Genomic DNA, 19,866 nt, shown 5'->3' on the forward strand with positions numbered 1-19,866 from the left:
CCCTCCGCAGATCAACCTCCAAGGAGCCTTCCCCGTGAAGCAAAGACTAAATCAGGCCAGCCCCTACCTCCTCAGCCTGCTGCGCATCGTCTCCGCTCTCGTGCTGTTCAGCTACGGAACACAGAAAATCCTGCATTTCCCCGTGGCCGAGCGCGTGCCGCCGGTGATGTCGATGCCGTGGATCGCCGGCCTGCTGGAACTGACCCTTGGTTTCCTGCTGCTCATCGGTTTCATGAGCCGCGCCGCGGCCTTCATCCTGTCCGGCCTGATGGCCTTCGCCTATTTCATCGCGCATTTCCCGCAGAACTTCTTCCCCTCCCAGAATGGTGGTGTGGCAGCCATCCTGTTCTGCTTCATCTTCCTCTATCTGGTGGCGGCCGGCCCGGGGCCGATCAGCGTCGATGCCCGCCGTAACGGCGGACAGGCCTGATCCGGCGGGCTTCCGATGATCGGAGGGTGCGGAACGTCGCGCCCTCTTTACCAGATATGTGCGGCCGGATATGCGCGGTGAGGAGGCTCAGGCGATATCCGGCGAGTTTTCGCGAAGGCGCGCGTCGAGCCTGGCGAACAGACCGCGCAGTTCCGGCTCCTCGACGTAGCCGCCCGCTTCGGTCGGGCGCACCCAAAGGAACTGGCGCTGGCCCTGTTCCTTGAAGGTTTCCGCGATGGAGGTCGTCTCCACCGTGAAGACCTCGACGATGCAGGGAGCATCCTTGCCATTATCCAGCCGCTTGACATAGCTGTAGCGGCCGAGCGGCTTCTTGCCGACCTTTCCCTTGATGCCGGCTTCCTCGAAGGCCTCGACAGCTGCAACCTCCCGAGGAGTCTTGCCCTTCATCGGGCTTCCCTTGGGAATGACCCACCGGCCCGATCCTCGCGTCGTGATCAGTAGAACCTCAAACCCGTTTCCTCCAGCGGCGCGACGAAAGCAGATCGCCGCGTATTGCTCCAGCCAGTCGGCGGCAAACAGCGTGCCGCCCGTATCGGCGAGCTTCATGAGGAACGTCTTTTTCTTGGCCAACGGGATCTCGGAGGAAGGCTGGAAGGGGGTGGAAAGTAGAATGTGACAGTCCACGATTATCTTGGATTTCCAGCTTTTGCAGCACTCTTCTTTCATTTATGACAGTTTTATGACAGTCCCTCCACGGGATATGCCAAGGGGCATGCAAAGGGACATGATCGACTGGATATGAATGCATGATTAGCCTGTTCAAGAAGCTTCTTCCCCGCGAAGACGGATTTTTCATTCTCTTCGAGCGCCACACGCGCACGGTGGTAGGAGCGGCCAATGCACTGAAGGACCTGCTCGCCGGCGAGGGGGACATCGAAGCGCACGGCCAGAAAATCATCGACCTCGAGGACGAAGCCGACGATATCACCCGCGAAGTCCTGCTGGCGGTGCGCCGCAGCTTCATCACCCCCTTCGACCGGGGCGACATCAAGGATCTGATCCAGTCGATGGATGACACGATCGACATGATGCACAAGACGGTCAAGACTATCCGGCTCTACGAGCAGACGAGCTTCGATCCGGGCATGCGCGAGATCGGCATCATGATCGCGGAATGCGCCCGGCTGATTTCCGAGGCCATTCCGCTGCTCAACAAGATCGGCGCCAACGCCCATCGCCTGAGCGAAATCGCCGAGGAGGTGATGCGCGTCGAGGGCCGTTCAGACGAGTTCTACGAGAAGGGCCTCAAGGAACTGTTCAAGCGTTACGGCTCCAGCGATCCGATGGCCTACCTGATCGGCAGCGAGATCTATGGCGAGCTGGAAAAGGTCGTCGACCGCTTCGAGGACGTCGCCAATGAGATCAGCGGCATCGTGATCGAGAACGTCTGATGGATGCCACGCTTGCCCTGCCTCTCCTGATCGCCCTCGTCGGCGTGGCGCTCTTCTTCGATTTCCTGAACGGTCTGCACGACGCCGCGAACTCGATCGCCACGATTGTCTCGACGCGCGTGCTCAGCCCCCAGTTCGCCGTCGGCTGGGCCGCTTTCTTCAATTTTATCGCCTTCATGTTCTTCGGGTTGCATGTGGCGGAAACGCTCGGAACCGGGATCATCGATCCCGCGATCGTCAGCCCGCAGGTGATCTTTGCCGCACTCGTCGGCGCGATCGTGTGGAACATCGTCACCTGGGTCTTCGGCATTCCGTCCAGTTCGTCTCACGCGCTCGTTGGCGGCATGGTCGGGGCCGGTATAGCCAAGATTGGCAGCGCCTCGATCGTCTTCTACGGTCTCGCCAAGACGGTGGCCGCGATCTTCCTGTCCCCGATGATCGGCTTCTTTCTGGCATTGCTGCTGGTGCTGATCGTCGCATGGATATGCGTGCGCCAGACGCCCTTTGCCGTCGACCGTTCCTTCCGCGTGCTGCAGTTCGTCTCGGCCTCGCTCTATTCGCTCGGCCATGGCGGCAACGACGCGCAGAAGACGATGGGCATCATCGCCGTGCTTCTGTTCTCGCAGGGCTATCTCGGCGACACCTTTTATGTGCCCTTCTGGGTGGTGATTTCCTGCCAGACGGCCATGGCGCTCGGCACGCTCTTTGGCGGCTGGCGCATTGTCCATACCATGGGTTCGAAGATCACCCGGCTCAATCCGATGCAGGGCTTCTGTGCGGAGACGGGCGGCGCGCTGACGCTTTTCGGAGCGACCTGGCTCGGCATTCCGGTTTCGACTACCCACACCATCACCGGCGCCATCGTCGGCGTTGGGGCCGCCCGTCGTGTCTCGGCGGTACGCTGGGGCATCGCCGGCAACATCGTGATCGCCTGGGTGGTGACGCTTCCGGCTGCGGCCGCCATTTCCTGGGTGACCTATATCGTTTGTTCGGCCTTCGGCTGAACGAACCCGTATGACAGGAAAGGCGCGTTCCGGGTTACTGGCAAGGTCCCGTATTGATCGCCGACGCATCCTTTTCCGTCATGCCGGAGGTGTTCCGGCATCCAGCTGCGCGATGTCTATCGCGCAAAAGAGTCTTTTGCGATCAAGGTCTTGATCGCGCTGGATTCCGGCTCAAGGCCGGAATGACGACAGTGGATATGGCACTGTCGTCACACAAAAGACAACCCAATGGCTGTTTGTCAGCAATCTCACCAGGGCGAGAAGTCGGCGAGGATATCGTCCACGCGGCGATTGATGCCGCGTCCGAAGAAGATCATGTAGGCGGTGCCGAGAACGATCAGGCTTCCGCCCCAGAGAAGGCCGCCCAGAATGGCTGCGCCGATAAGGCCGCCGATGGAAAAGCCCCAGGCGCTGGTGAACTGGTAGAGAATAAAGAGGATCAGGGTTACAGGCGTCCATCCCGAAACGAGTGTGGCAATGAACCGGGAAATGCCGAGCCTTGCCATCATTCCGCCGTCGAGTTTGGTCGAGAAGTACTTGCCGATCGTGTGGTTCTGCGCGGCGATGGTATAACCGACGTCCTTCTTCTCGTGATAGAAGCTGACGACGCTGACGAAGTCGCCGGGATTGACGGTGGCAAGGAAGGAGAGATTGAAGTGATCTTCCTGACCGTCGGCGAAACGCAGGCGCAGGTCGCTCGTTTGCCACTGGGTCGATTGCACGTGGCCGCGGCCGTCATGGTCGTAGCTGGTATGGATGTTGGTGTGCTGGGTGCGGTTCGAGGACGCGACATAGCCCGTGCGGCGGATGCAGCGAACGGGCTTGCCATTCACCATCACCGTCTTTTCCTCGTAGGCGGGATAACGCACGCTGTCGTCTGCCTTCTGCACCTGTACGGCGCCGCCAATCGGGTGAATCGCAAGGATATTGCCATCGGCGGATGCTTCCACCTCGATGAGAGCGCCGAGCTCCGCCGGCACCTTGCCCTGCCACTTCTGCCGCGGCTCGCGATGCAGATTGCCGCCGAGCAGGAAGGCGATCTCGTCGCCGTGAACTTCTGCGATGGCGGATTTGTAATAGTGGGACTGCTGGACTGGGGCGGTTTGCATGGCTCTACTCGTCTGCGGCAACTGTTGGATGAAGCACCCGGCAGAGAAGATTGGAGCCGGGCACCGCTGGGCGGGTGGTGCCGACAGCATGGTGGGGAGATGTCAATTTTCCCGGCTCTGAATGCCTAGAATTTGAGAGAAATGCCGTTGCAGTATCGGCAGGGTTGAGGAATGCTAAACGCGGACTTAGCGAACACCGCGTCCGATAGATGATGAATGTCGCGCTCTATCGTGGGATGCAGATACAATGAACCCCGGAAGCGATATCTCGTTTCCGGGGCATCATGAGTGCAATCCTTGAGAGGATCAGGACGATCAGTAGAGAACGCTGGCGCCCATGTCGGCAGCGCCGGCAACGCGGCGGAGCGGGGCGAAAAGTTCGCGTCCGAGACCGAATTCATTGTGGGAGAGATCAGGCGCCGCCGGTGTGCGTGCCGCGAACTCGGCAGCATCGACAAGCACTTCCAGCGTGCCGGCGATGGCATCGAGACGGACGATATCGCCATCCTTGATCTTCGCGATGGCGCCGCCATCGACGGCCTCAGGTGTGACATGGATAGCCGCAGGCACCTTGCCGGACGCGCCGGACATGCGGCCGTCGGTGAGCAATGCCACCTTGTAGCCGCGGTCCTGCAACACGCCGAGCGGCGGTGTTAGGCGATGCAGTTCCGGCATGCCGTTCGACTTCGGACCCTGGAAGCGCACGACGGCGATGAAATCGCGGTCGAGCTTGCCGGCCTTGAAGGCGTCCTGCAGCTCCTGCTGGTCATGGAAAACGATGGCCGGGGCCTCGACGACATGGCGTTCCGGCTTGACGGCCGAGATCTTGATGACCGCCTTGCCGAGATTGCCGGTCAGCATCTTCAGACCGCCATTCGGCTGGAACGGGGCTTCGATGCGGGCGAGCACCTTCGGATCGGCGCTTTCCTCCGGCGATGGCTGGCGAACCACGTTGCCATCCTCACCGAGCTTCGGATCGATGGTGTAGGCGGCAAGGCCCTGACCGAAGACGGTGCGCACATCGTCATGCAGGTAACCGGCCTTGAGCAGCTGCTTGATCAGGAAGCCCATGCCGCCGGCGGCATGGAAGTGGTTCACGTCGGCAAGGCCGTTTGGATAGACGCGGGCAAGCAGCGGGATGATGTCCGACAGGTCGGAAATGTCCTGCCAGGTGAGCTGGATGCCGGCGGCGCGGGCCATGGCGACGAGATGGAGTGTGTGGTTGGTCGAGCCGCCGGTGGCGTGCAGGCCGACCACGCCGTTGACGATCGAGCGTTCGTCGATCATTTCGCCTGCGGGCGTGAACTCATTGCCGAGCGCGGTGATCGCCAGCGCACGCTTGGCGGCCTCGCGGGTGAGCGCGTCGCGCAGCGGCGTGTTGGGGTTGATGAAGGAGGAGCCGGGCATATGGAAGCCCATGATCTCCATCAGCATCTGGTTGGAGTTCGCGGTGCCGTAGAAGGTGCAGGTGCCGGGGCCGTGGTAGGATTTCGATTCCGCTTCCAAGAGTTCGGCACGGCCGACCTTGCCTTCCGCATAAAGCTGGCGGATGCGCGACTTCTCGTCGTTCGGAAGGCCTGATGTCATCGGTCCCGCGGGAATGAAGATGGAGGGCAGGTGGCCGAAGGTCAGCGCCGCGATCACGAGGCCGGGCACGATCTTGTCGCAGACGCCGAGGAAGACGGCAGCGTCGAACATGTTGTGCGACAGGCCGATGCCGGCCGCCATGGCGATCACGTCGCGCGAGAAGAGCGAGAGTTCCATGCCCGGCTGCCCCTGGGTGACGCCGTCGCACATGGCCGGCACGCCGCCCGCGACCTGCGCCACGCCGCCGGCCTCATGGGCCGCCTTGCGGATCAGGGCAGGGTAGGTCTCGAACGGCTGATGAGCCGAAAGCATGTCGTTATAGGCGGTGATCATGCCGAGGTTGGGAACCTGATCGCCTGACAGGGCGGCCTTGTCCCCGGGGGAACAGACGGCGAAACCATGGGCGAGGTTGCCGCAGGACAGAACCGAGCGATGCACGCCCTTGGAGATCTGGCTGCGCACGCGGTCGAGATAGGCCTCGCGGGTCGGCTTCGAACGCTCGACGATGCGGCGGGTAATGGCTTCTATACGGTTGTCGGCACTCATCGGACAATCCTCCTGTCGTGACGCGCGGCGGCGCTCAATCGGGCGCTTTCAGCCACGCAAGGCCCGGCACGCCGGGTCAGATTGGTCAACGTCCGCTTACGGACGGCATTGGAGCATTTCCAGCAAAAGTGTGTCGCGGTTTTGCGTACGGAAATGCGTAAAACAAAGAGGTAGAGGGTTTTCGCGATTCGGAGAAAAGCGGAAACGCCCCAGGCTATCCTGACGCGTCAGGGAGCCCAGTAGATATCGGGTTTCGTTGCCGACCGGCCAAGGACGGCACGGATCGGCATCTCGTTTTCGTCGCTGCCGGCAAGGGCCTTGTCCAGCACGGCCTTCTTTTCCGCTCCCTCGATATGAAGCGCGAGGAAGCGGGCATCGTGAAGAGCGGAGAAGGAGAAGGTGAGGCGGGGTTCGCCGGCACCTTCGGCTTCCATGGTCATGACCCGGCGTGGCAGCGCAAGGTCGAGCGCCTCGGCCAGATGATCCCCGCCGGGGAAGAAGGAGGCGGTGTGACCGTCATTGCCCATGCCGAGGATCACGGCATCGAAGGGTGCGCCGAGCGCGTTTGCCTCATCGGTTGCGACCGCTGCCGCATCCTCGATGGAGGCGGCTTCATGGTAGAGAGGCAGGACGCGCGCCGCCGCCGCCGGACCCTTCAGCAGGTGGGTGGAGAGCAGCAGATGATTGGAACGCGCATTGTCTGCCGGCACGAAACGTTCGTCGACGAGAGTGATCGTCACCTTGTCCCATTCAACCAGCTTGTTGGACAGGACCTCGAAGAAAGCCTTGGGCGTGGAGCCCCCGGATACGGCGATGGTGGCAGAGCCCTTGAGTTCGATCGCCGCGTCGAGCGCCTTGACCACCCGGTTCGCCAACCCCTCGGCCAGCGCCGGACGGCTTTCGAAAGCGTGCATGCGATATGCCATCTGCCCGTTCCTAGTCATTCTCGTGCCATGTCCGGCCGTCACGCTCGATGAGAGCGATCGCCTGGCTCGGGCCCCAGGTTCCGGCGGTGTAGCCCTGGGCGCGCTGGCCGATGTCTTCCCATCCCTTGAGGATCGGATCGACCCACTTCCACGCGGCCTCGACCTCGTCGCGGCGCATGAACAGCGTCTGGTTGGAGCGGATGACGTCCATCAGCAGGCGCTCGTAGGCATCGGCGTTGCGCGCGTCGAAGGCCTGGGCGAAGCTCATGTCGAGCGAGACATGGCGAAGACGCATGCCACCCGGACCGGGGTCCTTAATCATCAGCCACTGCTTGACGCCTTCATCCGGCTGCAGGCGGATGACGAGTTTGTTGGCCTCGATACGCCCGGCGGCGTCATCGAAGATGGAGTGGGGGATCGGCTTGAACGCGATGACGATTTCCGAAACGCGGGTCGCCAGACGCTTGCCGGTGCGTAGGTAGAAGGGCACGCCCGCCCAGCGCCAATTGTCGATTTCCGTCTTGATGGCGACGAAGGTTTCCGTGTCGGAAGCCGCTTCCAGCTCTTCTGTATAGCCCTTGACCGGGCCGCCAGCGGAAGCGCCGGCCTTGTACTGGCCGCGCACGGTGAATTTTTCCACGTTAGCCGAGGTGATCGGCTTCAGCGAGCGCAGGACCTTCAGCTTCTCGTCGCGAACGGCTTCCGCATCCATCGAGTGCGGCGCTTCCATCGCCACAAGGCAGAGAAGCTGCAGCATATGGTTCTGCACCATGTCTCGCAGCGCACCGGCCTTGTCGTAATAGGTCACGCGTCCCTCGAGCCCGACGGATTCGGCCACAGTGATCTGCACGTGGTCGATATGGGCTGAGTTCCACAGCGGTTCGTAGAGCGCGTTGGCAAAGCGCAGCGCCATCAGGTTCTGCACCGTCTCCTTGCCGAGATAGTGGTCGATGCGGAAGATCTGCTCTTCCTTGAACACCCGGCCGATGGTGTCGTTCAGCGCTTCAGCGGATGCGAGATCGCGACCGATCGGCTTTTCCACGACGATGCGCGTCGATTTGGTGATGAGCTTGAAATCGCGGATCTTGTCGGCGATATCGCCGAAGATCGCGGGAGAAACGGCCAGATAGAAGGCCCGGACAAGTTCCTTCCCGCTGTCGAGCAGCGCTTTCAGCTTATCCCAGCCGTCATTCGACTTGGCATCGACGGGGACGTAGAAAATGCGGGCGCAGAAATTGGCGACCGACGCTTCGTCGTATTCCTCGGGCTTCAGATGTTCCTTCAGCGCATTCTGCGCGAATTTGCGGTACTCTTCGTCTGTCATCGGCGTGCGCGATGCGCCGATAATGCGCGTCGGCTCGCTCAACTGGCCGGCAAGCTGCCGGTGATACAACGCCGGCAGGAGCTTGCGTTCGGCAAGGTCACCGGTGCCGCCGAAGACGACGTAGTCGAAGGGTTCCACGGGAATGATCTGGCTGCTCATGTGGGCTTCTCTTTCTCGGCACTGTCGGTTTCGTTTCTAATCTAATCGATTTAAAAAAGCCAGTGGTCCCGAGCCTGAAAAGCACGCGCCTGCAAAAAAATCAGAATTTATCCCGCAGTGCAAACCAGGTGAGGGCGAGGAACAGCAGCGGGCTGCGGAACTTCGCGCCACCGGGGAAGGGTGGGACTTTCAGGTCTTTCAGAAGGTCGAGTTCGCCGGTCTTTCCTGTGATCGAATCTGCATAAAGCTTGCCACAGTAATTTGACAGCATGACGCCGTGGCCGGAATAGCCGCCGATGGACATGACGCCTGGCATCACTTCGCGGACGAAGGGCTTGCGCGGCATGGTAATGCCGACGCAGCCGCCCCAGGCATGCGTGATCTCGATGTCAACCAGTTGCGGATAGATCTCCGCGATCTGGCGCCTGATGTGGGAGGAAATGTCGCGCGGGGCGTCTGCCGTATAGGCCTCGCGCCCGCCGAATAGCAGCCGTCCGTCGCGGGTCTTGCGCCAGTAGCGCACCACGAAACGGGAATCCGCGAGCGCTTCCGAGCCCGGAATGACCTCCGGAAACCTGTCGAGCGGTACGGTCGCGCCGATGAAGGAATGGATCGGCATGACGTGCGCGGCGGTGACCGGCTCGAGGTTGGCGATATAGGCGTTGGTGGCGATCAGAGCCTTGTCGGCGGTGATCGTTCCGGTTGGCGTTTCGATCAGCGTCTTTCCGGCGGATTGCCGGATCGACTTCGCCGGGGTCATTTCGAAGATCCCGGCGCCGGCATCCTTCGCCGCCTTGGCAAGCCCAATCAGGAGTTTCAGCGGATGGATATGACCGGTGCCGATGTCTCGCGTTCCGCAGAAGAAGCGTTTTGAGCCGGCCCGTTCCGCCGTTTCCCTGCCGTCCATGAAGGACATGTGCGGGTAGCCATAGCGGGTGACGATCGCCTCGACGGATTGCCGGTATTCGCGCTCGTAACTCGCCTTGTGGGAAACGTTGAGCTGACCCGGCAGGTAGTCCATGTCGATGCCGTGCTCGTCCGCGAAGTCGAACAGGTATTTCTTGGCGTTCTCGGCAAGGTCGAACAGCGCCTTGGAGCGTTCGAAGCCGAGTTCTTCCTCAAGCTCGTCGGGATAGGAGCGCTGTCCGGTGCCGAGCTGGCCGCCATTGCGGCCGGATGCGCCGTCACCGATGCGGCAACCCTCGATCAAAGTGACCGAAACGCCGGATTTCGCCAGATGATAGGCCGCCTGCAGGCCGGTGAAACCGCCGCCGATGATGGCGACGGAGGTTTGTCTGGAACCGTCGAGGGCCGGATATTCCGGCCGCTCGGCCACGGTTTCCTGATACCAGGAGATACCCGGTGCTATCGGACTTTGCCATGACATGGGAGAACTCCCTCGCTCTCAGACGTTCAAGAGCAGGAATTCGCGTTCCCACGGACTGATCACCTGCATGAAGGTTTCGAATTCCCCCCTTTTCACGCCGGCATAAAGACCGATGAATTCCTCGCTCATCACTTCGGCGAGAGCGGGATCGGATTCGAGCAGCGACACCGCCTCAAGCAGGCCGCGCGGAAGCTCCACCGAGCCCTCGTTGGCGGTGCCTTCGGCCGCTGCCGTGGGCTCGATTTCCTTGACAATGCCGAGATAGCCGCAGGCAAGCGAGGCCGCGAGCGCGAGATACGGATTGGCATCCGAACTCGGCAGGCGGTTTTCCACGCGGCGCGCAGCCGAATCTGACACCGGCACACGGAAAGCCGTGGTGCGGTTGTCATAGCCCCAGGCATTGTTCACCGGCGCCGACATGTCGGGCGTCAGGCGGCGGTAGGAATTCACGTAAGGCGCCATCATCACCAGCGTCTTCGGCACGAAGAGCTGCATGCCGCCGATGAAGTGGAAGAATTCCTTCGAAGCGGAGCCATCGGAATTGGAGAAGATGTTCTTGCCCGTCTCCATATCGACCACCGACTGGTGGATATGCATGGCCGAACCCGGCTGGCCCTGCATCGGCTTGGCCATGAAGGTGGCGTAGATGCCGTGCTTCAGTGCCGCCTCGCGGATCGTGCGCTTGAACAGGAAGACCTGGTCGGCGAGTTCGATCGGATTGCCGTGGCGCAGGTTGATTTCGAGCTGGGCCGGTCCCTCCTCATGGATCAGGGTGTCGATCTCGAGACCCTGCTTTTCCGAGAAGTGGTAGATGTCATCGATCAGTTCGTCGAACTCGTTGATGCCGGCGATGGAATAGCCCTGACCGCCAAGAATGGAGCGGCCCGAGCGGCCCTTCGGCGGATGCAGCGGATAGTCCGGATCGTCGTTCATGGCGACGAGATAGAACTCGATTTCCGGCGCGACCACGGGCCGCCAGCCCTTGTCCTCATAAAGCTTGAGGACGTTTTTCAAGACGTTGCGCGGCGTGTAGGAAACGTTTTCGCCATCCGAATTGACGATGTCGCAGATCACCTGCGCCGTCGGGTCTGTTTCCCACGGAACGACCGAGAGCGTCGAAAGATCGGGCACCAGCTTCAGGTCGCTGTCGCGCGGCTCGTAGCGGAAATTGCCGGTCTCTTCCGGGTATTCGCCGGAGATCGTGTGGCGGTAGAGCGCCGACGGCAGGGCGAGCGAGGTGTTCGACGTGAACTTCGACGACGGCATCATCTTGCCGCGCGGAACGCCGGCGAGGTCGGGCGTGATGCACTCGATGTCCTCGATGCCGCGGGCGCGAAGCCATGCGGTGGCTTCCTTCCACGTTTTTACCCCACGCTTAGACCCGGGATCCGGAGGTATGCTCACCTTTTTGGACGCTGCGCCTTGGGGTCTGAGCATATTTTTCTTCGGAGGCATGTCTCACCGGTTGGGGTTGTTGATGAGGTCATCATACGCGGACTTCTTGAATTGGCGAGGGGGGAAAGCGCATTGACTTTGGGGAAGCGATCGAAAAGACAGATATTCTTTGCCGCAGGAGCCGGAAATTGGCGCGTATATTTGATGTTGCTGTGATAGGCGCCGGTGCTGCCGGCATGATGTGTGCGCTGACGGCGGGGCAGCGCGACCGCTCGGTCGTGGTGCTCGATCATGCAAAGGCGCCGGGCGAAAAGATCCGCATTTCCGGGGGCGGCCGGTGCAATTTCACCAACATCCATGCCGGGCCGAAGAACTTCCTCTCCGCCAATCCGCATTTCGCCAAATCGGCGCTCGCCCGCTTCACACCCTCCGATTTCATCGCCATGGTCGAGAAGCACGGGATTGCCTGGCATGAGAAGACGCTGGGGCAGCTTTTCTGCGATGACAGCGCCAAGGACATCATCCGCATGCTGCTGGACGAGATGCGCGCCGGCGGCGTCGAACTGCGGCTCGGAACAGAAATCGGTGCCGTCGAGAAGGGCGCGGACAATTTCCGCATCGCCACCAATGACGGCGTTGTCGAGGCCCGGGCGGTGGTGATGGCGACCGGTGGCAAGTCGATCCCGAAAATGGGCGCGACCGGGTTCGCCTACCGCATCGCCGAGGAGTTCGGTCTGGCGATGACCGAGACCCGGCCCGGTCTCGTGCCGCTGACGCTGGAGCCCAATCTGCTGGCAGAGCTTTCGCCGCTTTCCGGAATTGCGGTGGAGGCCGAGGCGCGCCACGGCAAGACGGCGTTTCGCGAGGCGCTGCTCTTCACCCATCGGGGGCTTTCCGGTCCTGCCATCCTGCAGATTTCCAGCTACTGGCGGGAGGGCGATGAAATCACGTTGTCGCTGGAGCCGGATCTCGATTTCTCCGCCCTGCTGAAGGCTGCGAAGAAGGAGAACGGAAGACAGGCAGTGCAGACGGTGCTGGCGCAGCATCTGCCGAAAAGGCTTGCGCAATATGTGACCGAACGACAAGGCGTCGAACGGCCGCTTGCCGACCTTTCCGACAAGGTTCTGGACGCCGTCGGTTCATTCCTCAAGCGGTGGCCGATCAAGCCAGCCGGCTCGGAAGGCTATCGAACCGCCGAAGTGACGCTCGGTGGTGTCGATACCGCTGGCGTCGACTCGCGGACGATGATGGCGAAATCCGTGCCCGGCCTCTACTTCATCGGTGAATGCGTGGATGTCACCGGCTGGTTGGGTGGCTATAATTTCCAGTGGGCCTGGGCTTCGGGCCGTGCCGCGGGCGAAAATATGTGACGGAATTGTCACAAGGGTGGCATCTCGCGTGCGGAGCAACAAAATTTCCGCAATCATGGTGTTCTGCGCAAGCTTAATGCCGTAATTTAGTTCTTGTTAACGTGGCTAGCTCATTCTCGACCTGAGCCGGAATTCAGCGGTGCAAGTGGCGTCGCGGAATGGGACATGAGGTCGGACCGGATTGCCGCGCAGAAACGGCATTGATTTTCCCTGAACGGCAATCTCCAGGATAGAGCCGATGAACAGACAAGATCGTAAGCCCCGTGCCATCGCCATTGCCAGAACGCGTGACGCCGAAATGGCGCGTCTTCGCAACCTCGCAATTCTCTGCTTTGGTGCGGCCGCGGCCATCGCTGCCCTCGCTATCGGCCTCGCCGGCTGAAGCATCGACATTTTCGGCAGGATGTCCGCTCGCGGCCCGCGAGCGCCTGTCGCACGGACGCCGCGACCCGCGGATGTTTCCTCAAGACGAACGGCTCTTTTCCGCTGAGCGCTTCGATAGCTTCGTTCGCGCCATCAGCTGCCTGAAACGCCAACCGATTACCCGGAACCGCCTCGACAAGTGGCCGCCGAATGGTCCCGTGTGGGTTTCGTAAAAGCTTTGTTCGGCTTCGACTGTTCTTGCAGGTGGTCGCTGCGGACCGGTCAGTGCGATGAGCGTTGCCAGAGTGCTATGCATGACGGATCTCCTTTTCGGTCCAAAATCCGTCTTCCGATCTATACAGTCATTTGAGATGGATAAACGTCGTAAATCATGCGATGTCTTTCACTCATGAAAAACATCGCCTGGGACGCCTATCAGCTTTTCATCGAGGTCGCCCGTCGGGGAGGGCTGACGGGGGCTTCCACCGCGAGCGGCCTGAGTCCCGCGACCATCGGCCGGCGCATGGTCGAGTTGGAGCGCCAGCTTGGTCGCGAACTCTTCTTGCGCAGTCAGACGGGCTATCGCTTGACCGATGACGGCCACGAGCTTCTAACCCATCTTGCTGAGATGGAAGCCGCGATCCGCAGGGTCGAGACCTGGAGGCAGGGCGCGGCGGCGCGCGCGCTGGTGCGGATTGCGGCGGGCACATGGGTTGCCCGACTTGTCAGCCAGAACTTTTCCGCGATCTGCACCGCGCGCGACGATTTCCGCATCGATCTCTTCATCGCCGAACAGCGCGCAAGCCTTGCCCATCGGGAAGCGGACATCGGCATCCGGGCCTTCGAACCGGAGGAGCAGAACCTGGCGAAGGTGCTGCTCGGCGAGGTCGCCTATGCCGCCTACAAGGCGCGAAATAGTGTCGAAGCCGCAACTCGCTGGCTGGCGGTCGACACGGAAAACGCCATCTCGTCCTATCTGCGCTGGCCGCATGAAAACCGGCCGGAAAGCATCGTCGTTACGGTCAATCGGCCGCCCGCGTTGCGGGATCTTGCCATCTCCGGCGCAGGTGTCGCCGTGCTGCCTTGCATCGTCGGCGATCTGGAGGCGAGGCTTGAACGTGTCGGTGGCGAGATCGAGGCGCTGCGTCATCGCCAATGGATCGTGATGAACAATGACGACCGCCATCGACCGGAAATCCGTACTGTCGTCGATCGTATGACGCGGCTGATGCGGGCGCATGCCGATCTTTTCGCGGGCAGGAGGCCGAGCCGCGAGGGATGACGGCGCTATCCCTCGACGGGTTCGTCGCCGCGGAGGGGCGGGCCGATATTGACGATCCCATGGGCAAGGCTCAGGGCATCGAAAGCCGCAGTCTCCGCCTGCTCGAGCCTTGTGCCGCCGGCGAAGAATTCTTCTATCCGCAATGCCGGCTGGAACACGAGCAAGAGGCGGGCCGGTGCCGTCAGGCAGCGAAAGGCATGCGGCTCGCCACGCGGACCGAAGATGGAATCTCCCGGCCCGGCGCGATGGAACCTGTCGCCGATCAGGAACAGGAAACTGCCCTCACGGACCAGAAACCACTCGTCCTGATGTTCATGATAATGGAGCGGTGGGCCGCCCGCCCGGTCGCGCAGGGTGTCGATGATGCAAAGCGCTCCGCCGGTATCGGCGGCGGAGACCTTGATGTCGAAGCGGCCGTTGAGGAAATGCATCGGCGTGCCGAAACGATCCTCGCCATCGGCAAGCTTTCCGGGATGATCGCATGGAACCATCGCAATCCTCCTTTGTCGGTGCCTTCGGCAAAAGCCCGTGGCGAGGGCCGTTCGAAACATGCCGGACAATCGGTACCCTGCCGTTTAAGCGCGTTCGAAGGAGAGCGTGATGTTCGTTTCCACGCCGGCGGTGGCTATGCCGATACTGCCTTCGGCACTGATGGCCAGGCCGACCTCGACGCTCCTCAGTTCCATTTGCCCGACCGGTGATTTCTCTATCCTGCCGATGACTTTCTGCAACTCACCGATGATCTCATCGAGCCTCTTGTCCAGTTGCTGCATCTCCCTGGGCTCGACGCCGAAAAGGCGCCTTGCACCTCCCAGCATGCTCTGTTCTTCGCCGCCTTCGTCCGCCTTGCGCTTTCTTTCCGGCATCGCTGCTGCAGCGATCGGCACCATGATGGTCAGCTTGGTCATGTCGTTCTCCCGTTGTTAGAGGTAAGGATCGACTTCGAGATATTGGACGGCCTGATAGAGATCCTGGCAGAGGCCGCTTCTGCCACCCTGGCCATTGCTTATGGTGCCCATGTAGATGCCCGCCCCGGCGCCCGTATGGTTGTGGACGGCGAGCGCGCCGCTGTCTCCGCTTACTCCCCCTGCGTCGAGCACCAGTCGCTGGCCCATCATCGAGCCCCAATAGCCGGGAAGCGGATGGTGCGACAGGACCGAGCTGTTGGCCGGGGCCGTGAACCGTCCATCAAATGTGATGGCGTCACCGGGCGCGATCAGAAGTGCGGGTGCGGGCTTCTGGTTCGGATCGGGGAACGGGCCGAGTAGCTTGAGCGGGCTCAAGCCGGCTGGCCAATCCGCCGCATTGATCTCGATGACGGCGGCGTCGACCATGCAATGGCCGCCATCTGCGAGATATCCCTTGCCCGGCCTGTTGTGGTCCGTGGAGGGATCGAGATCGATCAAGGTCTGGAGCGACAATTGATCGATGACGTGCCGGGCGGTCAAAATGCCCCGATCAAAAGGAGGCGTTCCGGCATTCGACTTGACCCAGCACGCGCTGCTGCCGATCTTGCTTGGATGGCCGGGATGGGGCGGGACGCCCTGGGGCTCGAAATCGGTATGCGTGACGATCACGGGAAATCGCCGGCCAGCGAATTCGACGGAAAAGTCGAGTCGTTCCTGCCATAGTTCTCCGGCGGGAGCCGTGGCAAGAACCGATATTCCGAAGGTAAAGTTGCCGTGCGCCGAAACCGGTCCTTCTATCTCTTCTGCCAAACCCGCGCTGAGAGAGATAAAGCCGTAACTGACGTTGAACGTTCTGACAGGCAACATTGCTGGCCTGATTGCTGGCAAGCCCGTTTGCTCGATGCCCGGAATGAGACCTTCGGTCAGCAACTGAAGATTTACGGCGGCTCCGAACAGTTTGTCGCGTGGCCTCGCCATTTCCGCGAGTTGAATGATTTCTGCGATCTGCCGGTTGCCCGCATCGGGATAAGGTAGCTGTTCTGCGATCTGCTCGATGTCCTGTACTTCCAGTACCATTCCGAGCCCTCCCAAGACGCGCAAAGACAATAACACGCTATGAGGGCATTTGACAGATTGGCGTCTTTACATTGCGCGCCATTTCGTATTGCGGCGGCACATGGGCCAACGGCAAAACCCGCGCAACGCTCGACACAACTCCCCCCGAAGCGTGACGATCATTGCGCGGGAACCGATCCGGGCAGGGTGCCGGATGGATTTACCTCAGGCAGCGTTCCTGCCCTGGGTGACGATGACGGGGATCAGAAGATCGCCCCAGTTTCCTTCGCCGCCGTGATGGCGGGCGGAGCGGACGAGTTCGACCGAGACGCCCGCGTCAACGGCCTTCATGACCGACTGGTTGAGACGGTGCAGGTCGTTGGCGACCATGCGGATCATTGCCTGCTGGTCGGCGGTCATTGCGGAAGCCTGTTCTTCGGCGCGTTCCTTGACTCGGGTCTGCGGGGTCATGGTATTTCTCCTCTCTATTCGGGGTTCTTGAAGTTGTCTGTGTTCCCTCCCCGCCGGTGATTGGGGAGGGGTAATCTCGATGTGCCCGTTAGCGGGGGCGTGATGCTTACTCGGCGGCCGGCTTGAACTGTTCGGTCTCGGTCGATTCCTTCATCGCCGTGGTCGAGGACTGGCCGGCGGTGATGGCGAGCGAGACGGCATCGAAGTAACCGGTGCCGACTTCGCGCTGGTGCTTGGTCGCGGTGTAGCCGTTGACCTCTGCGGCGAATTCCGCTTCCTGCAGCTCCGAATAGGCAGCCATCTGGCGATCCTTGTAGCCGCGGGCAAGCTCGAACATGCCGTAGTTCAGCTGGTGGAAGCCGGCGAGCGTGATGAACTGGAACTTGTAGCCCATCGCACCCAACTCCCGCTGGAATTTGGCGATCGTCGCGTCGTCGAGGTTCTTCTTCCAGTTGAACGACGGCGAGCAGTTATAGGCGAGCTTTTTGCCCGGATGCGCCTTGTGCACGGCTTCGGCGAACTTGCGGGCCTGTTCGAGGTCCGGCTTGCCGGTTTCCATCCAGATCAGGTCGCAGTAGGGCGCGTAGGCGATTGCACGGGCAATGCAGGGCTCGATGCCGTTCTTGACCTGATAGAAGCCTTCCGCCGTGCGGCCCGCGTCATAGTCGACGAAGGGCTGGTCGCGCTCGTCGATATCCGAGGTGAGAAGCTTGGCGGCTTCCGCATCGGTACGGGCGACGATCAACGTCGGAACGCCCATGATGTCGGCGGCCAGACGGGCAGCTGTCAGGTTGCGGATATGCGCGGCGGTCGGGATCAGAACCTTGCCGCCGAGATGGCCGCACTTCTTTTCCGATGCCAACTGGTCCTCGAAGTGAACGCCGGCAGCGCCCGCCTCGATGAAGGCCTTCATGATCTCGAAGGCGTTGAGCGGACCGCCGAAACCCGCCTCCGCATCGGCAACGATCGGGGCAAACCAGGTATCGACCGAAAGCCCCTTGCCTTCCGATGTCTCGATCTGGTCGGCGCGCTGCAGCGTCTTGTTAATGCGCTTGGCCAGTTCAGGAGCAGCGTTCGCCGGATAGAGCGACTGGTCCGGATACATGGCGGACGCGGTGTTGGCGTCGGCGGCGACCTGCCAGCCGGAGAGGTAGATGGCCTTCAGGCCGGCGCGGACCATCTGCATGGCCTGGTTGCCCGAGAGAGCGCCGAGAGCATTGATGAAAGGCTCTTCGTTGATCAGCTTCCAGAGGCGGTTCGCGCCCATTTCGGCGAGCGAATACTTGATCTCTACGGAACCGCGCAGGCGCTTGACGTCTGCCGCGCTGTACGGACGCTCGATGCCGTCGAAACGGTCCTTTGATGCGCTAGGAACGAGATTGTAAAAATCAGTCATAAGTCACTCCCTTGTGCTATGGTATGCGCGCCGCCCGGCTTTCTTGTCCCGATTGGTTCGCTTTTGATGTGACTAGATTTACAGCGCGCTGCACAAAACCACCAGAAAAAACGATAAAACAAAGAGATGAAAGAGGTTAGGCTGTCTTGTGTTTGACAATTCGGTGATGTAAATTTGTAAAAACTGTAAATCCTCAGAAGGCGACAAGTTGTCTGGATTTTGTAAAAGGGGTGGAGAATGGCGGAAAACAAGATTTTTGCCGGCCCGCGCGTGCGCCGCATCCGCAACGGTCTGGGACTGACCCAGACGGCGATGGCGGAGGCGCTCGACATCTCGCCGTCCTATCTCAATCTGATCGAGCGCAACCAGCGGCCGCTCACTGTCCAGTTGCTCCTGAAGCTTGCCGCTGTCTACAAGGTCGATCTCGACGAGTTGCAGGGTGAGGCGGGTGGCACTGCCGGCCAGTTGCGCGAGGTCTTCGCCGATCCGCTGTTGTCGGGCGAGGTGCCGGGGGATCAGGAACTGATCGAGGTGGCGGAGGCCGCGCCCAATGCCGCCGCTGGCATCGTCAAGCTTTACCGCGCCTATCGCGAACAGGCGGCGCGGCTCACGGATCTTGCCGAGCTTCTGGCGCGGGAAGGGCATGAGACCTCAATCTCGGGCACCCGGCTTCCGGTCGATGAGGTGCGGGAGAAGCTGGAGCGTCGGGCGAATTTCTATGCTCGCATCGAGGACGCGGCAGAGGCCTTTCATGCCTCTCTCGGACTGTCGCCGGGAGACGATCTCGGCGCGGCGCTGAAGGCCTGGCTCAGAACCCAGCATGGTATTGTCGTCAGGACCCTGCCGATCCACACCATGCCGAACCTCAGGCGGCGCTATGACCGGCACTCCATGCGGCTCTTCCTGTCCGAGCGTCTGTCGCCTTTCGATCAGTTGAGAGAGGTGGCCATGGAGGCAAGTCTGCTGGCGCTGGGCGATGAGATCGCCGCGGAACTGGAGGCGCTGGCCTTTTCCAACGGGGAAGCCAAGCGGCTCGGCCGTTTCGAACTGGCACGTTACGCCGCCCATGCCGTGACCATGCCTTACGGCGCCTTTCTCTCGGCGGCACAGAGGGCTCGTTACGACATCGATATCCTGCGCTCGCGCTTCAATGTCTCCTACGAGCAGGTTGCGAACCGGCTGACCATGCTGCAGCGGCCGGGCGCATCGGGCGTGCCGTTCTTCATGTTGGAAGTGGATACGGCAGGTCACCGGTTTCGACGGGCCGGTGCGCAAGGCTATCCGCAGGCGAAGTTCGGCGGCGGCTGTCCCAAGCTCAATATCCATGCCGCCTTCGCACAGCCGGGGCAGGTTCTGGTCGATGCGGTAGAGATGCCGGATGGTGCGGGGTTCCTGACGGTTTCGCGCACGCTTGAGGGGCCGCAGGCCGGATTTTCAGAGCGGGTGAGGCGCACGGCCCTGCTTGTTGGTTGCGATATCGCTCACCGCGAGGAAATCGTCTACGGGCAGGCGATTGCATCGACACCCCCGGTTGCCGTCGGAACTGCCTGCAGGTTGTGCGAACGGCAGGGCTGTCTTGCCCGGGCGGAACCGCCGGTCACCCGCCCGCTTGGCCTGGATGAGATGGTGACGGGGCTTTCGGCCTTCGATTTTCAATGACATCGGAAGATGTTGCGTCGCGCATAATTTAACTTGTCGCCCGACCAATTCCTTCTTAGTCTGTCAAAAAAAACAATGGGAA

General features: G+C 61.3%; 19 protein-coding genes. 7 read left to right on the forward strand and 12 right to left on the reverse strand.

Annotated elements, in window-relative coordinates; genetic code table 11:
* Positions 1-34: 34 nt before the first annotated feature.
* Positions 35-430: a DoxX family protein gene (locus H4I99_RS00105; RefSeq protein WP_099059875.1), complete on the forward strand. Its 396-nt coding sequence runs from the start codon at positions 35-37 to the stop codon at positions 428-430.
* Between the two features lie 87 nt (positions 431-517).
* On the opposite strand, the gene H4I99_RS00110 is transcribed toward H4I99_RS00105, so the two are convergent.
* On the reverse strand, positions 518-997 hold the full coding sequence (locus tag H4I99_RS00110) for an NUDIX hydrolase (protein WP_425314353.1): 480 nt from the start codon (positions 995-997) through the stop codon (positions 518-520).
* Between the two features lie 200 nt (positions 998-1,197).
* Between H4I99_RS00110 and H4I99_RS00115 the strand changes: the two genes are divergently transcribed.
* Both H4I99_RS00115 and H4I99_RS00120 read left to right on the forward strand, forming a co-directional pair.
* Positions 1,198-1,842: a DUF47 domain-containing protein gene (locus H4I99_RS00115; protein WP_163903490.1), complete on the forward strand. Its 645-nt coding sequence runs from the start codon at positions 1,198-1,200 to the stop codon at positions 1,840-1,842.
* A complete protein-coding gene (locus H4I99_RS00120) occupies positions 1,842-2,846 on the forward strand; it encodes an inorganic phosphate transporter (protein ID WP_099056690.1) in 1,005 nt (334 codons plus the stop codon). Before H4I99_RS00115 ends, H4I99_RS00120 begins: the two co-directional genes overlap by 1 nt.
* 248 nt (positions 2,847-3,094) lie before the next feature.
* Here the strand turns inward: H4I99_RS00120 and H4I99_RS00125 are convergent, their stop codons facing one another.
* From H4I99_RS00125 to H4I99_RS00150, 6 genes are all read right to left on the reverse strand, one after another.
* Complete coding sequence (locus H4I99_RS00125) at positions 3,095-3,955, reverse strand: hypothetical protein (RefSeq protein ID WP_163903492.1); 861 nt, start codon at positions 3,953-3,955, stop codon at positions 3,095-3,097.
* A gap of 315 nt (positions 3,956-4,270) precedes the next feature.
* Positions 4,271-6,088, reverse strand: coding sequence for a phosphogluconate dehydratase (gene edd, locus H4I99_RS00130; protein WP_163903495.1), 1,818 nt, complete (start codon positions 6,086-6,088; stop codon positions 4,271-4,273).
* 227 nt (positions 6,089-6,315) lie between these two features.
* Positions 6,316-7,014: a 6-phosphogluconolactonase gene (gene pgl / locus H4I99_RS00135; protein WP_163903497.1), complete on the reverse strand. Its 699-nt coding sequence runs from the start codon at positions 7,012-7,014 to the stop codon at positions 6,316-6,318.
* Positions 7,015-7,024: 10 nt separating this feature from the next.
* The gene (gene zwf / locus H4I99_RS00140) at positions 7,025-8,497 is read right to left on the reverse strand and encodes a glucose-6-phosphate dehydrogenase (RefSeq protein WP_163903499.1); all 1,473 of its coding nucleotides are present in this window, start codon (positions 8,495-8,497) and stop codon (positions 7,025-7,027) included.
* 100 nt (positions 8,498-8,597) lie between these two features.
* Positions 8,598-9,884 (reverse strand): NAD(P)/FAD-dependent oxidoreductase, encoded by a 1,287-nt coding sequence (locus H4I99_RS00145; protein ID WP_163903501.1) that lies wholly within the window; start codon positions 9,882-9,884, stop codon positions 8,598-8,600.
* An 18-nt stretch (positions 9,885-9,902) separates the two neighbouring features.
* Positions 9,903-11,339: a glutamine synthetase family protein gene (locus H4I99_RS00150; RefSeq protein ID WP_163903503.1), complete on the reverse strand. Its 1,437-nt coding sequence runs from the start codon at positions 11,337-11,339 to the stop codon at positions 9,903-9,905.
* Between the two features lie 128 nt (positions 11,340-11,467).
* Between H4I99_RS00150 and H4I99_RS00155 the strand changes: the two genes are divergently transcribed.
* The 3 genes from H4I99_RS00155 to H4I99_RS00165 all read left to right on the forward strand — a co-directional run bounded on the left by H4I99_RS00155 (position 11,468) and on the right by H4I99_RS00165 (position 14,294).
* Positions 11,468-12,649 (forward strand): BaiN/RdsA family NAD(P)/FAD-dependent oxidoreductase, encoded by a 1,182-nt coding sequence (locus H4I99_RS00155; protein ID WP_163903505.1) that lies wholly within the window; start codon positions 11,468-11,470, stop codon positions 12,647-12,649.
* A 238-nt stretch (positions 12,650-12,887) separates the two neighbouring features.
* Positions 12,888-13,031 carry a hypothetical protein gene (locus H4I99_RS00160; RefSeq protein ID WP_163903507.1) on the forward strand — a complete coding sequence of 48 codons (144 nt, stop codon included), beginning with the start codon at positions 12,888-12,890 and terminating at the stop codon, positions 13,029-13,031.
* Between the two features lie 390 nt (positions 13,032-13,421).
* A complete protein-coding gene (locus H4I99_RS00165; RefSeq protein ID WP_163903509.1) occupies positions 13,422-14,294 on the forward strand; it encodes a LysR family transcriptional regulator in 873 nt (290 codons plus the stop codon).
* A 5-nt stretch (positions 14,295-14,299) separates the two neighbouring features.
* Here H4I99_RS00165 and H4I99_RS00170 read toward each other — a convergent pair whose 3' ends face one another.
* From H4I99_RS00170 to aceA, 5 genes are all read right to left on the reverse strand, one after another.
* On the reverse strand, positions 14,300-14,785 hold the full coding sequence (locus tag H4I99_RS00170) for a cupin domain-containing protein (RefSeq protein ID WP_163903511.1): 486 nt from the start codon (positions 14,783-14,785) through the stop codon (positions 14,300-14,302).
* An 84-nt stretch (positions 14,786-14,869) separates the two neighbouring features.
* Positions 14,870-15,202, reverse strand: a complete 333-nt coding sequence (locus H4I99_RS00175) for a Pepco domain-containing protein (RefSeq protein ID WP_163903513.1) — start codon at positions 15,200-15,202, stop codon at positions 14,870-14,872.
* A gap of 15 nt (positions 15,203-15,217) precedes the next feature.
* The gene (locus H4I99_RS00180; RefSeq protein WP_163903515.1) at positions 15,218-16,279 is read right to left on the reverse strand and encodes a hypothetical protein; all 1,062 of its coding nucleotides are present in this window, start codon (positions 16,277-16,279) and stop codon (positions 15,218-15,220) included.
* Positions 16,280-16,483: 204 nt separating this feature from the next.
* Positions 16,484-16,729: an SMc00767 family acetate metabolism repressor gene (locus tag H4I99_RS00185; protein ID WP_099056702.1), complete on the reverse strand. Its 246-nt coding sequence runs from the start codon at positions 16,727-16,729 to the stop codon at positions 16,484-16,486.
* A gap of 106 nt (positions 16,730-16,835) precedes the next feature.
* Positions 16,836-18,125 (reverse strand): isocitrate lyase, encoded by a 1,290-nt coding sequence (aceA, locus tag H4I99_RS00190; protein ID WP_163903517.1) that lies wholly within the window; start codon positions 18,123-18,125, stop codon positions 16,836-16,838.
* A 237-nt stretch (positions 18,126-18,362) separates the two neighbouring features.
* On the opposite strand from aceA, the gene H4I99_RS00195 reads away from it, so the two are divergent.
* Positions 18,363-19,784, forward strand: coding sequence for a helix-turn-helix domain-containing protein (locus tag H4I99_RS00195; RefSeq protein WP_163903518.1), 1,422 nt, complete (start codon positions 18,363-18,365; stop codon positions 19,782-19,784).
* The last annotated feature ends 82 nt before the right edge of the window (positions 19,785-19,866 follow it).

The organism is Paenirhizobium daejeonense (assembly GCF_014280875.1).
Lineage (GTDB): Bacteria > Pseudomonadota > Alphaproteobacteria > Rhizobiales > Rhizobiaceae > Allorhizobium > Allorhizobium daejeonense.

What these genes read in the sequence shown, in the direction of transcription:
- H4I99_RS00180 (WP_163903515.1), bottom strand. Translation starts at nt 16,279, where the DNA reads ATGGTACTGGAAGTACAGGACATCGAGCAGATCGCAGAACAGCTACCT.
- edd (WP_163903495.1), bottom strand. Translation starts at nt 6,088, where the DNA reads ATGAGTGCCGACAACCGTATAGAAGCCATTACCCGCCGCATCGTCGAG.
- H4I99_RS00150 (WP_163903503.1), bottom strand. Translation starts at nt 11,339, where the DNA reads ATGCCTCCGAAGAAAAATATGCTCAGACCCCAAGGCGCAGCGTCCAAA.
- H4I99_RS00110 (WP_425314353.1), bottom strand. Translation starts at nt 997, where the DNA reads ATGAAGCTCGCCGATACGGGCGGCACGCTGTTTGCCGCCGACTGGCTG.
- zwf (WP_163903499.1), bottom strand. Translation starts at nt 8,497, where the DNA reads ATGAGCAGCCAGATCATTCCCGTGGAACCCTTCGACTACGTCGTCTTC.
- H4I99_RS00115 (WP_163903490.1), top strand. Translation starts at nt 1,198, where the DNA reads ATGATTAGCCTGTTCAAGAAGCTTCTTCCCCGCGAAGACGGATTTTTC.
- H4I99_RS00175 (WP_163903513.1), bottom strand. Translation starts at nt 15,202, where the DNA reads ATGACCAAGCTGACCATCATGGTGCCGATCGCTGCAGCAGCGATGCCG.
- pgl (WP_163903497.1), bottom strand. Translation starts at nt 7,014, where the DNA reads ATGGCATATCGCATGCACGCTTTCGAAAGCCGTCCGGCGCTGGCCGAG.
- H4I99_RS00195 (WP_163903518.1), top strand. Translation starts at nt 18,363, where the DNA reads ATGGCGGAAAACAAGATTTTTGCCGGCCCGCGCGTGCGCCGCATCCGC.
- H4I99_RS00165 (WP_163903509.1), top strand. Translation starts at nt 13,422, where the DNA reads ATGAAAAACATCGCCTGGGACGCCTATCAGCTTTTCATCGAGGTCGCC.
- H4I99_RS00170 (WP_163903511.1), bottom strand. Translation starts at nt 14,785, where the DNA reads ATGGTTCCATGCGATCATCCCGGAAAGCTTGCCGATGGCGAGGATCGT.
- H4I99_RS00120 (WP_099056690.1), top strand. Translation starts at nt 1,842, where the DNA reads ATGGATGCCACGCTTGCCCTGCCTCTCCTGATCGCCCTCGTCGGCGTG.
- H4I99_RS00125 (WP_163903492.1), bottom strand. Translation starts at nt 3,955, where the DNA reads ATGCAAACCGCCCCAGTCCAGCAGTCCCACTATTACAAATCCGCCATC.
- H4I99_RS00185 (WP_099056702.1), bottom strand. Translation starts at nt 16,729, where the DNA reads ATGACCCCGCAGACCCGAGTCAAGGAACGCGCCGAAGAACAGGCTTCC.
- H4I99_RS00145 (WP_163903501.1), bottom strand. Translation starts at nt 9,884, where the DNA reads ATGTCATGGCAAAGTCCGATAGCACCGGGTATCTCCTGGTATCAGGAA.
- aceA (WP_163903517.1), bottom strand. Translation starts at nt 18,125, where the DNA reads ATGACTGATTTTTACAATCTCGTTCCTAGCGCATCAAAGGACCGTTTC.
- H4I99_RS00160 (WP_163903507.1), top strand. Translation starts at nt 12,888, where the DNA reads ATGAACAGACAAGATCGTAAGCCCCGTGCCATCGCCATTGCCAGAACG.